Origin of the sequence: Bacteroides sp. 1_1_30, from assembly GCF_020982715.1 — a bacterium.
Lineage (GTDB): Bacteria > Bacteroidota > Bacteroidia > Bacteroidales > Bacteroidaceae > Bacteroides > Bacteroides xylanisolvens.
The window spans coordinates 44198-57796 of sequence record NZ_JAJKHN010000002.1; the positions used below are offsets into that span (position 1 = coordinate 44198).

The 13599-nt window shown below is 43.2% G+C and carries 6 protein-coding genes; all 6 read right to left on the minus strand.

The genetic code is table 11. The features are described from left to right. Positions 1-24 precede the first annotated feature (24 nt). Positions 25-3183 carry a TonB-dependent receptor gene (locus tag LPH68_RS00785; RefSeq protein ID WP_049701569.1) on the minus strand — a complete coding sequence of 1053 codons (3159 nt, stop codon included), beginning with the start codon at positions 3181-3183 and terminating at the stop codon, positions 25-27. Positions 3184-3342: 159 nt separating this feature from the next. Continuing rightward, entirely contained in the window at positions 3343-4878 is a 1536-nt protein-coding gene (locus tag LPH68_RS00790; RefSeq protein WP_049701570.1) for a sulfatase-like hydrolase/transferase, read from the minus strand. Between the two features lie 292 nt (positions 4879-5170). Then, positions 5171-9229 (minus strand): two-component regulator propeller domain-containing protein, encoded by a 4059-nt coding sequence (locus tag LPH68_RS00795; protein ID WP_151921802.1) that lies wholly within the window; start codon positions 9227-9229, stop codon positions 5171-5173. Positions 9230-9424: 195 nt separating this feature from the next. After that, the gene (locus LPH68_RS00800; protein ID WP_004310359.1) at positions 9425-10720 is read right to left on the minus strand and encodes an acetylxylan esterase; all 1296 of its coding nucleotides are present in this window, start codon (positions 10718-10720) and stop codon (positions 9425-9427) included. 5 nt (positions 10721-10725) lie between these two features. Further along, on the minus strand, positions 10726-11796 hold the full coding sequence (locus tag LPH68_RS00805) for an endonuclease/exonuclease/phosphatase family protein (RefSeq protein ID WP_230296833.1): 1071 nt from the start codon (positions 11794-11796) through the stop codon (positions 10726-10728). A 22-nt stretch (positions 11797-11818) separates the two neighbouring features. Beyond that, the gene (locus LPH68_RS00810; protein ID WP_230296834.1) at positions 11819-13591 is read right to left on the minus strand and encodes a RagB/SusD family nutrient uptake outer membrane protein; all 1773 of its coding nucleotides are present in this window, start codon (positions 13589-13591) and stop codon (positions 11819-11821) included. Between the last annotated feature and the right edge of the window lie 8 nt (positions 13592-13599).

Genomic DNA, 13599 nt, shown 5'->3' on the forward strand with positions numbered 1-13599 from the left:
CGTAATTGTTTGAAGGATGATTGATTAGAAACCTAAGTTTATACCAAAACTGATAGAGTAGGCTCTCGGATAAGCGGAGAAGTCCAGTCCCGGAGTCAGTGCGCCTTCACGGATAGATACTTCCGGGTCGTAACCGGAATACCCTGTACATGTCCATAGATTCTGACCGGCAACGAATACGCGTGCATTGTCTATCTTCCATTTCTTGGTCAGTTGTTTCGGCAGTGTATATCCTAAAGACACGGTCTTCAGACGAAGGAACGAACCATCTTCGATAATACGTGTAGAGAACACTTTGTTAGAACCGGAGTCGGTAGCTCTCGGAATATTACTTTCCGGATTTTCCGGTGTCCAGCGGTCTGCGTAACTTGCGTATTGGTTCAAGTCACGTGTTTTATTGCTGTTCTCGAAGAACAGGCGGTTGGCATTCAATACATCGTTTCCATACGACCATTGGAAGAAGATGCTCAAGTCAAATCCTTTGTATTCGAAATTGTTGGTAAATCCGCCCGTATGTTTCGGCATACCGTTACCGATCATAGTGCGGTCGTTATCGTCGATGATACCGTCACCATTCAGGTCTGCGTATTTCGGCATACCCGGTTGTGTATTACTTTCGGAAGAGAAATACGGAACATTGCGTTTCAGTGTATATGTATCACCTACTTTGTCGAAATCTTCGTATTTGTATGTACCTTCGTAGATGAATCCGTACATCATTCCCATCGGATAACCCACTTTGGCAATGTAGCTGTATTGAGAGTTATAGTTCTGGTCAAATTTGGCTGCACTCAACAGAGAAGATTGGTTTTCGGCCAATTCTAATACTTTGTTCTTGTTGAATGCGATATTAAAGTTAGTAGTCCATGAGAAATGACGGTTCTTGATATTGGTTGTGTTCAATGTGAGCTCGATACCTTGGTTGCGTACCTTTCCTACATTCTTCATGGCACTGAAATAACCGGAAGAGGTGGGAAGTGCAGTATTCAGCAACAAATCACGAGTCGTTTTACGATACCAGTCTACGGTTAATCCGATGCGTTCGTCCAGGAAGCCTAAGTCCAGGCCTAGGTTCCACTGTTCGGTAGTCTCCCATTTCAGTTTTCTGTTTCTTAAGGAAGTGGGCACTGTACCTACACTTGTCAGGCTGTTTTCGAACGGATATACACCACTCGGTAGGCTACCGATCGAAATAAAATCTCCAACTTTATCTTTTAATATCTGATATAAAGCATACGTATCATACTCGCCTACACGGTTGTTACCGGTCAATCCCCAGCTTGCTCTTAATTTACCGGAAGAAACAACAGACTTCAATGGTTTCATAAAATCTTCCTCCATGAATCCCCATGCCAATGAACCGGAAGGGAAATAGCCGAAACGGTTATCACCACGGAATTTGGAAGAACCGTCGGAACGGAAAGAAACCGTTGCATAATACAATGATTTGTAGTTATAGTTCAAACGTCCCAGGAAAGAGAGCATAGACCAGGAACTCTTTAATGATTTGGTCGTACTGGGAGTTCCTTCACTCATTCCTGCCATCCCGAGTGCTTCGTTTGGAATTTGCACTGTCTTGTATGAATAGTATTCATAGTCAGAATTTTGCAGAGTTACACCTACCATACTATTAAAGAAATGCTTCCGTTTGATATTGGTCTGATAGGTTAGAATATTTTCGTTCAACCACGTTGCACGTTGAGAATGGTAGATTTCTGCATTCACCTTATCGGATGATTTCGGATTACCATAACGAGTTTTCGAGTTGTTGAATGTTTCTCCTTTGCGGGTATCGAATGTGTAACCGCCGGAAACTTTCAACTTCAATCCTTTGATAAATTCATATTCTGCAAATCCGTTGAACTGGATATAGTTCGCGTACGTCTTGCGATATTCATTTTTCAAAGACATGATAGGGTTGAAACGATAGTCGTTGGTATTGTTTATCGCGTCGTCCATGATGTTATCCATCAACGAGTTTAATGGTCTGTCCGGTTCGGTCACAGGGCGATATCCCCATACACTATAGAACAGGTTATTCATACCACTGTATGAGTTCTGGGAAGGAGAACCACCAGTGGTTGTAGTGCTTGAATAGTTGGTTGTCAGATAGATTTTCAGTTTCTTCTTTTGGATGGTAGTACCCATACGGCCTTGTACACGTTTGTAGTTTGATTCCAATAAGATACCGTCCTGGTCATAATAAGATAAAGAAGCATTGTAGCGAACTCCTTCCGAACCACCGGTCAGGCTGACATTATGGCTTTGCATCCATGCGCTGCGGAAGATTTCATCCTGCCAGTTATATTGCGGGATATTCCTATAATCTTCCAGTCCCCATTTCTTACCGTCATAATCCATGAAGTAGGTAGTTTCCATATCTTTGGGACTACGTTCTGCCTGTAGTTTGACGAACTCGTATGCATCCATCATCGGAATCGTTTTGGTGATATGCTGAATACCGAAACTTCCGTCATATTTAATTTTAGGCTGGCCGATTGTTCCTTTCTTGGTTGTAATCATCACGACACCATTGGCACCACGGGCACCGTAGATAGCAGTAGCGGAGGCATCCTTCAGGAAATCGAGTGACTCAATATCGTTCTGATTGATGGCTGCGGCTATGGAAGGGTCTTCCACCGGGAAACCGTCAATGACATAAAGAGGAGAGTTGTCCTGTGTCAAAGAGTTGTTACCACGGATGACGATGTTCATCTGTCCGCCCGGCATACCTTCGCCCGAACTTACGTTGACACCGGCAATACGTCCGCCTAATGTCTCGCCGAAAGAAGCAGTCGGAGTGCTAAGAAGTTCTGCCATGCTGGCTTTGGCAACAGAACCCGTCAGATCCTTCTTGCGTATTTCCTGATAGCCGACTACTACCACTTCGTCCAATGTCTTTGTGTCTTCCTTCAATGTGATAACCATTGGCTTTTGAGTATCCGCCTTTATTTCTACAGTGACATAACCAATGAAAGAAATAACCAATATTGAATTCTTATTGGGCACGTTAAAAGCAAATTTACCGTCAAGGTCAGTGATTGTTCCTTGCGAAGTACCTTTTACCTGAACACTGGCTCCCGGCACTCCTTCTCCTAAGTTATCCTTCACTGTACCTTTAACAAGTACCTGTGCAAGTACAAAAGAAACAGAAAACAAGATCAGTCCGATGGAGGAGAGCATCCTTTTTCTAGTTTGAGTGGATAAATGTTTTTTCATATATTAAAAATTAAGTGATTTTATTGAATCTACGCTTGCAAAGATAGACGGATTGAATATTCTAATATGGATAGAATTATTCAAGATTGGTGCAAAATCATACAATTTTTCTGTTCTCATAAACTATTTTTCTTTAACGGATTCCAGTAATTCAGATAATTCTTTCACTATGTCGGGATATTGTTTTGATACATTCGTTTTCTCCGATGGATCGGAGGATAAATCGTAAAGTTGAGGCTGTTTGTCGTTGCCTAACTCCATTTTCGTCCAATGTTCGATAGCAGGGCCGTCGCTCGGTTCGATGTATTTCCATTGACCTTTTATGATGGCAAGTGTGTTATTGAGATTCTGTTGAACGACATACTCACGGTTTGTATTATTTTTGCCGAGGAGAACGTTCAGATGCTCCTGACTGTCGGGGGCAGCTCCCTTGCGTAAAGGTTGCTCTAAAAGTGAAGCGAGCGATGCATACACATCTATTTGAGAGAAAAGAGCTTGTTGCTTGTTCGGCTTCACCCGGGCAGGCCAACGGACAATAAATGGAACGCGTGTACCCGCTTCGTAAGCGCTGTATTTTCCACCACGGTAGATACCCATTGGAGTATGTCCGTTGAGAAGTTCGTAAGCTTGGTCTTGATAGCCGTCGTCGATAACAGGACCGTTATCGCTGGTAAAGATCAGGATGGTGTTGTCTGCGATGTGGAGGCTGTCCAGTGTGTGCATGATTTCACCTATGGTCCAGTCCAGTTGCAGGATGACGTCGCCACGAGTGCCGAGTCCGCTTTTGCCTGCGAAACGTGGGTGGGGGATGCGCGGTACATGTACGTCTTGCGTACCCATATATAAGAAGAAGGGTTCTTCCTGATGGGATGCAATGAAATTTTTAGCCTTATGAGTGATGATATCGGCTATGTCTTCATCTTTCCAAAGGGCGGATTTTCCTCCGGTCATCCAACCGATGCGGGGAATGCCGTTGATAATTGTATTGTTGTGTCCCTGGCTGGGCTTTAAAGTGACGAGCTCCGGATTCTCTTCTCCCGTAGGCCAGTCGCCTACTTTGTGGTCGTAGCTTACGGTGATAGGGTCATTGGGGTCAAGTCCTACGACATGTCCGTTTTCTACAAATACACAAGGTACACGGTCTACGGTAGCCGGAATAATAAATTCGTAGTCGAAACCGATGCTTTGCGCGTTAGGGGTAATTGGGTTGTTAAAGTCGGTTCCACCTTTCGGACCGAGTCCCAGATGCCATTTCCCTACTGCACCGGTTGCGTATCCTGCATCTTTCAGCATATCTGCCATGGTGACGCAGGTAGTGTCGATAATGAGTTCGGAGTTACCGGGAGCGATTCCTGTGTTTTCCTGTCTCCAGGGATACATACCTGTCAGGAGTCCGAAACGGGAAGGGGTGCTGGTGGCAGAAGTTGCATAAGCATTGGTGAATTGTACTCCTTGTCCTGCCAACCGGTCAATGTTGGGAGTGCTCACTTTTGTTGCTCCATAACAACTTAAATCACCAATGCCGAGATCATCTGCAAATATATAAATAATGTTAGGCTTTTGGCTATTCTGCCCATTGTTCTTTTGGGGTGCATGATTGCATCCTGACAGCGTGACGATGCCAGACAATAGGGGAAGTAGACGCGAAACGTTTTTCATAATGCTGAATGTTTTAGGAAATAATGTAATGAACACAAAGATAAGCGAATGGAAGAAAAAGAATGAGTAGGAATGTACAAGTGAAGTACAAAATAGTACACTTAAGAAGTTACCTTCTTTATTCGGGCGAAGATGTCCGGACTAAGAAACCGTTTATATCATAAATTTAGGCACGGATCACACGGATTAATGCTGTTGTTCTCATACTCAGCGTTTTTTTATCCGTGAAATCCGTGTGATCCGTGCCTAATAATATAAGATTATTTTGCAAGAGTGCTTATAGAGTTACCTGTTAATCTGTTTCTTCTCCGTCTCCTTCTTCTTCGCTCTCTTCTCCTTTACGATAAGCCAGCGGACTGACGTGATAAATCTCTTTGAAACATTTACTGAAATAGCGGGAGGAGGAGAACCCAATCCGGTCAGAAATCTCCGTGATATTCAGTTCCGGGTTATTCCTTAACATGACAGCGCCTTTTTTGAGACGTATGCTTAAGATGAAATCATTCGGGGTCTGGCCTGTAACTGCTTTCAATTTGGTGAACAGGTTTGTACGTGCCATACCCATTTCACGGGCGAAGATATTAACGTTGAAATCTGTATTGTCCAGATGACGTTCGATAATGGCCATCGCGCGGTCGAGCATCTCCTTATCCATCGGGTTGGTAGCCAACATTTGAGCAAAAGCCTGCGGTTGTTTGCTGAACTTCTCTTGCAATAGCCGGCGGGAGTTAACCAGGTTATTGCAGCGGGAAATCAGAAGATTGGTATTAAACGGCTTCGTGATATAATCATCCGCACCAATCTTTAAACCTTCGATATTGTGCTCTATAGCAGTACGTGCAGTTAATAATACTACCGGAATATGGCAAGTATTAAAGTCTGTCTTGATCTGTTTGCAAAGTTCCGTACCCGACATGCGTGGCATTACGACATCACTTAAAATGATGCTCGGCATATCCTTCTGTATCATCTCTAATGCTTCTACTCCGTCGGAAGCCGTACTGACCTGATAGAATGTTTCGAAAATACCGGCTAACATCTGCTTGATAGATTCATTGTCTTCCACTATCAGCATTTTGGCGTCTTCGATACGCTTGTTATCTTCTTCTTTCCATTCCGAATCAGGGATTATTTCTACTGAAGGAACAATAGTCTCTGTTTGCTGGATGGTTTCCGTATCATCTTTCGCTATTTGCTCTTCTGTGAAGTGTTCCTTGCCTAGTTTGAGGGTGATAATGAAACTGCTTCCTTTGCCCGGCTCGCTTTCCACCCGGATTGTGCCGTGATGAAGTTCCACAATACCTTTCGTCAGTGCCAGTCCGATGCCTGTACCGGCTCCGGTATTCAGCGAGTTGAGATGCTCGGTCTGATAGAAACGGTCGAATATCTTATCAATTTCGGCTGCGGCGATACCTGTACCGGTATCTTTTATTTCAATGATGACATGGTCTTTCTCCTGCGATACATTAATCGAAATCGTATCTTCGGCCTTGGTATGCTTCACTGCATTAGACAGCAGGTTGTTTATTACTTTCTGCATCTGCTTTTGGTCATACCACACTTCAATGTCATCCTTTTGTTTGTTGAACTTGAAGTTGATTTGTTTACTGCTGGCGTATTCGAGGAAGAGCAGATAATTCTCATACAGGAAGTTAACCAGGTTGTGCTGGCTTACTTTGATCTTCATGTGTCCCTGTTCCTGTTTACGGAAATCAAGAAGTTCCGTAATCAGTTCCCGTAATTGGAGACTGTTCTTGTAGATTCCCAACACCTTATTATATATATTAGGCGTAAATGTCTGCACCTGCAACAAAGTTTCCACTTGTCCCACGATCAGCGTTAACGGTGTGCGGAATTCGTGCGAGATGTTAGTGAAGAAACGGAGTTTTGACTGGTTCAATGCTTCAAGGTCTTCAATATGCTTCTTTTCGTACTTCAAAGACTCACGGAGTTTGATGCGCGAATTATAGTTCTGAATAAGATACCATAACAGACTGATAGTGACAATGGTATAAATCAGGTAAGCCCACCATGTCTCATACCATGAAGGGAGTACGATAATCAGCAGTCTGGCCTCTTTTATTCCTTCCCTCTGTGATTTGATGACAAGGGTATATTTACCCGGATTCAGGTTTGTATAAGTAATCAGCGTTTGCTTCCGGTAAGTATGGTTCCATTCGTCCGAGAAACCCTCCAGGCGATAGAGAATTTCATCTCTGTTGGCAGGGATGAAGTTGGAAGTGGCATATTCGATGCTAAACATCGATTGATTCGCTTTCAGACTGATTTCCGGAGTATGACAGATCGACTGTTCCAGGATGCCGCTTTCATCTCCCGGAACTACTTCTTTTCCGTTGACAAGCAGGCGGGAAAGAATGATATTATACGATTTAGGAGTGAAATGTAATTTCTTCTCCCAGAAAGAAATCATTCCCTGAATACCGCCAAGGAATACTTCTCCGTCATGTGTCACAAATAGTGCGTTTTCATTGACGGCAGTCAACGGGAATCCATTTTCCGTACCGTAATTATAGAATTTCTTGCTTGGATAGTTGAACTGTGAGAATCCCTGATTGGTAATCAGCAATAAGTCTCCTTTCTGTATGGACGATTCGCATACTTCGTAGATACAGTCGCTGGATAAACCATCTGTCTGTACATCGAAGTTTTCAAAGTCATCACTTGCCTTACGGTAACGGTCGAGACCGCTTCCGGAGGTGCAGAACCACAGATTACCGTTACTGTCCTGCATGATACTGTTGATATTATTGTTGCTAAGACTGTTCGGATTAGCGGGATTGTGTGGATAATTAGTAAGTTTACCGCTGTCGAACCGGTAAGAATAAACACCCTCCCCGGTAGCCGCAATCCACAATGTACCGTCTTTATCAATGCAAAGACTGGCTACCATGCCAATACCTCTTCCTTCTTTAGTCTCTTTGAAGAGCTGTTGGCAAGCGCCTGTTGCCGGATTGAAAAGACAAACACCGTTTTGTGTGGCGACAACCAGCTTGTCCTTATAAGGTACAATGTCTCGGACGATATCCGAAGGTAGTGAGGTTGGGTCTCCGGCTTTCATTCGGTAGACTGTGAAACGGTTAGTACGCAGGTCGAGTTTGTTCAATCCTCCCAAGTGTGTACCTATCCACATGATTTCATTAGTCCGGTCGTAGTAGATTGCTTTGACATTGTTATGGGAAATGCTATTTTTGCCCTCTTCGTGGCGATACCACCGATAGGTGTTATCCTTCCGGTTATACACATTCACGCCGCCGCCTTCGGTACAAATCCACAGGTTTCCGTCCTTATCTTCAGTCATTCTACCGACGATCGGACTACTTAGACCTTCTTTCTCTGTATCTCCGGTTTTGTAACGGGTATAGATTTCATATTCTGGATTGAAATAGTTGACACCTCCGAAATAAGTACCCAGCCAAATTGTTCCTTGTTCATCTTTGACGATGCACCAGATGGAGGAGTGGGTAAGTCCGTCGGGTTTGTTCGCGTTGGCAGTGTAAAGTTGGAATTTACCTGTGCTCTTTTCATAGCGATTTAACCCGTGAAAGGTTCCTATCCACAGATTTCCTGCATTATCTTCACAGCAACTCCTTACGAAATCGGTGCAAATACTGTTTGGATTTTTAGGATCATGACGGAAGTTCTCAATGGTACTATCTGTTTTTATCCGGTAGAGTCCTTCTTCCCAGGTACAGATCCATAATTCTTTAGACGAATCTTCGTAAATACTCGCGATATTACCTCTTGTGACAGGTTGGGAAATCTTTTTGTCTCCCGATAAACAGTAAAGTCCGTTACTGGTAGTTCCCATCCACAGATTTTTCTTTTCGTCCAGGTGGAGGCAGGAGAGGGTGATATCTTTTCCGGCAAGATGATAGTAGAGATCGAAGTTTCCGGTACTTTCATTATATACAAACACTTCTTCTCTTTTCCCGATATATAATTTCTCGTTGAAATAAATAGCATCCACATTGCCTTGCAGCAACGTTTTGAATCTTTGTGTGGTCAGATCGAACTCTGCTACCCCGTCCGTACAGAGCAGGTATACCTTCCCGTTTTTGTTTCCGGTGATACGCAGCACTGTATTGCTGAACAAACTGTTCGGATCGTTTTTATTAAGTTTGAAACTTTTGATATCGTTACCGTTATACCGGTTCAGTCCTTCACGCGTGCCAATCCATATAATCCCCCGTTCATCAATATAAAGGCTATTGACAGAAAATTGGGAGAGTCCGTCGTCCGTGGTCAAGTGGCTAAAAGTGATGTTTTGACCTTGTGTGCGGACTCCAGCTACGCTTAAAAATAGCAGAAATAAAAGAATTACTTTTCTCACTAATTTATTTTTTAAGGTGTTTACATCTATGCAAATATATTGTTTTTATTCGATTTCAGTGAATCTTATTAGAAGAAAGTAACTATAAAACACCGGAAGAGAATTCTATTTAACAGAATTACTCTTCTGGTTTCTAACCTAACTAACCTCTTGTTATAGTGTTTGTGCCTGTTTCGTTTTTATCAGTTCAGATTATTACCACACTACATACTGATTGAAAAAACGAGTACTTTCAGCAATCCATGAGTCCATGTTCTCATAAGCTGCAAAGTGTCCTGATGTAGGGTAACATATCCAGCGTTTAGGTGTACGGATGTGATTGTATGCTGCAAAATTTGTATGTGGTGGTGTAATGTTGTCCTGAAGTCCGAATCCCATTAATACTGGGCATTTGATCCATCCGGTCAGATTCTTCAAGTCAAAGTAAGTTAGTAATGAGAATATTTTATCTTTGTCAATATTCTGCCGGGCAGCTCCTTCGAATACCAAGTTGGCAGGCCAGTGAACCAAACGGAAATAATCGGGATAGTCTGACAGAAAGGGTACGATAGGCGCAGCTGCGGAAATACGATGGTCGAGTGACGCTGCTGCTAGTGTGAGCGCTCCACCTTGCGAAATACCTGTAGCAAAAAGGTTTTGTCCGTCAAAGCATGGCTGAGCAAAAATAAAATCAATACTGCGGACTGTATCAGCAAAAGCACCTCTGTAATAGTAATGTTTGGGTGAATCCAGTCCGAAAGCAATCCACTCACCAAAGCGGTTATAAGGTTTGTTGAGGCCTTGTCCACGGGGTGGAATGACCAAGATACACCAACCGGGATAGTCGTCGGGACTGGGAATCCAGGTGACGGCATCATAACCTTGATAAACCACTACGGCCGGATGACTCTGACCATCTGTTGGGACTGCCCAATACCCCCGTAAGATTTCTCCTTCAAGCGAGCGCATTTCTACTTCGTAAACATCACGCTCTGGCTTCGAAGATTCAGGTAGACGTGTCATTTTATAGGCAGGGTGTACACGTTTAAGTTCGGTGATGGTTTTATTCCAAAATCTTTTTAAGTTAGGGGGACCATCCGGTTTGGATAAAATCTGTTCGGCTTCGTATCCAAAGAAGAAATGTTTCAGAGTGTCGGTGCCGGCAATGAAACAAACCTGGTAAAATCCGGGAGTGAGATTCGTGAGAGTGACTGATGCACGACTGCGAAAGCCTCCACCGGGAGCTATCGAATCTGTTCCGAAAGAGTAGGTTATAAAGGTAGACGATACAGCATTGCCGAAATCTGTTGCAATGTCCATGCGTATCCTATCCGAAAAACCTGACTGTGCAGATGTCAATTCCAGCATGAAGCGTACTGGATGTTCGTTATCGAACATCCAGTTTTGCTCAACAGGAATATTGAGATTTATGGTCTTCTGTGTATAACTTCTTATTGAGTATCCGGTCAGGAGTATAATGACGTATATCCACTTTTGCATCCTGTTAATCATTGTAATTACTCTTTGATATAAAACGTAATCAGCACTCCTTTATGATCGCTTGGCCACTGATTGTTTACGGGCGGAATGATTGGATCTTTGGTTTGTTCTTCTATTCTTTGTCCGCGTACAATAGAGCCTGTTGGACCTACTATCTGGGCACTTTTTATTTGTAGATTTTTATTTGGATAATAGTAAACGAAATCAATTCGTTCGCGTTCATCTGCCTCCGGTGCCCATGAGAGATTCTCTGGAATGACTGATTTATTGTCTGCTGGAAAAGTGAATCCTGGACATTTCACCGGATCGGGATGAATTACCCGGTAGGCATCTTTATATTCCCGTTGAACCAACAATTTGGAAGTTCCCCAATTGACGATACATCCGCGATGATCGAATAGATCTTTTGTATCGGCCTGCCAATCCAGATAAGAAGGCTCATTCAGATCTCCGGCAAAAAACACGAGTGCTCCTTGCTCTAGCTCTTTGGCAGCGTTGTTGATAAAAGCTTGGGCGGATTCTATACGGTCTGATTCTTCGCAGACAGCAAGTATCTTGTTTACATCAGTGATAGGAGCCGGAAGTTTATCCCAATTAACGCTACCGTCATTGTATCCCCGGGGATAGTAACAGGTGTAGTAACGATACTCTGAATGTGCCGGGTAAACGGCCACTCGTTTCCCATTGACATCCAGAATCGCTTTGAACATCCATTTGTTGATGCGTTCTGTCTCTTTGAACGGATATTTTGATATGACCGCTCTTCCGTCTATTCGTGCATCGTAATAGATGAGTCCCTTATCTTTAAGCCCTTGCATTAGTTTAGGCATCACGGGATCGTCTTGTGGACCTTTATATAATTCGCAAAATGTAGCAATGTCTGGCTGTAGGGTAGCAATCTGTTCTATCAGATATTCCGGAGCATGCTCCACCTTGGTACACTCCACCCATAAGTTGAGTTGAAGGAACTTAATCTCTGTTTTCTTTCCTGTTTCTTCTTCCGGTGCAGATACTTCCGTATCGGTTTTAGAACATGCAGTGATAACAGGAAGTATGGCAATAATAATAGTTAATAACCACTTTTGCATAATCTGTATTTTTTAGATTTGATTACCAGCCCGGATTCTGACAGTTAGTTCCTGAAGCATTCTGTAACCGGATTGCTTCGTCACCCGGTATTGGATATAATAGGAATTTTTCACTATATGCTTTTCGGTTATTATCTACTACAAAACGGGAGTAACTTCCATCTGAGTTTGCTTTCATTCCGGTGATTACTTTATCTGTTTGATCCAGTATCTTCCAACGGCGTACATCAAAGAAGCGGTGTTCTTCAAAAGCAAGTTCTACGCGTCTTTCGTTCCTGATTCGCAGACGAAACTGATCACAGGATAATCCGTAAGGAATGCCTGGCATACCTACTCTGGAACGTACTGCATTGACTGCGTCTACCGCATCATTGGGTACAGTTCCGGTAGTGGATGCTTCATTAGCTGCCTCTGCATAATTCAAATATAATTCAGCCAGGCGGAACTCTTTGAAGTAGCCATCCAGATTGCCGGAACGTCCGGATTTATAATGCGAGAACTTACGTGTATAATAGCCGGTACAGGTGTAACGTGCATTACTGGGATCAAGTGCACAGTTTCCTCCTGTCTTGGTTGAGAGTAGTGCACCGGTTTCCAGGTTTAGTTTGGAACCATCATAATAAATAGAAGCTTTAAGACGCGGATCACGGTTCTCATACGGTTTGGCTTGATTGTAGAGACCTTGAACAGCCGAATTCAAGTTAGGCTGCAGATGATTGGCATCTAGATAAGGGCTCTCTAAATTGAGCAGAGGATAAGATTCTGTCATGTCACCGTTCACAACTTCATAGGCATCAAGTAGCTCTTGCGACGGACACGCACCGGCATCTGTCTGGCCGTCGGTAGTTGGCAGGCCAGCATAATTCCACATATACATTTGTCCAACTTCCATAATGGTTTCTTTGTCATTAACTACCGGCAAGTCAGTGCGCGAATAGAAATACACATCATAAGGAGAATAACCAGCTGTAGCATTCGGCTGTTTCTTATAAAGTTCATAATTGTTCGCCAGACAGTCATCCAGAGACTTTTTAGTAATTTCTGCGGCTTCTGTCCAAGTGATTGTTCCGTCATTGTACAGAGGACTGGCTGCATAGAGTGATATCTGTGAACGGATGGCTGCACAGATGGCTTTTGTCATAACGTGACGGTAGTTCTCCTTATCTAAGGAACGCCATCCCCATTCTTCAACAGTGGGAATATCAATAGCAGCCTGACAATCAGCTAATATTTGGCGGGCACACTCGCCAAATGTACCTCTTTTAACCTTGGTATAATCGTAGTCGGGAGTTGTTATGATGGGAACACCTCCATAACGTTTCACCAATTGAAGATAATAGAAAGCGCGTAATGTAAGTACCTGTGCCTTGAAACTGTTACGTATATCTTCCGAGTAGACACTGGCAGTAGGGATATTGGCAAGAAAGATGTTGCAGGCACGAATCCCTTGATAATAATAATTGTAGTTTTCCGGATTTCCTTCGATGCCCTCCAGCGGATTGCTGAAGGGAGATAATTGTCCTTCATTCCATTTGCGGGTAACTCCGTTCTGTAGTTTCCAGGAATCTTTGGCTTCATCCGTACAACCAGCTAGCATGGTATAGTTATAGTTCATTCCGTAATTCAGAATCCATCCATAACATTGATTCATATAAGTATACGTTTTACGGTTCGTGGTAAACAAATCGCTGTAATCCGTACGGCCGTCCGGATGATCTTCAATTTCAGTACATCCTATGAATGAGGATAATATGAGTAAGGAGAATACTCCTGATATGATTTTATTTATTTTCATAACTTCAG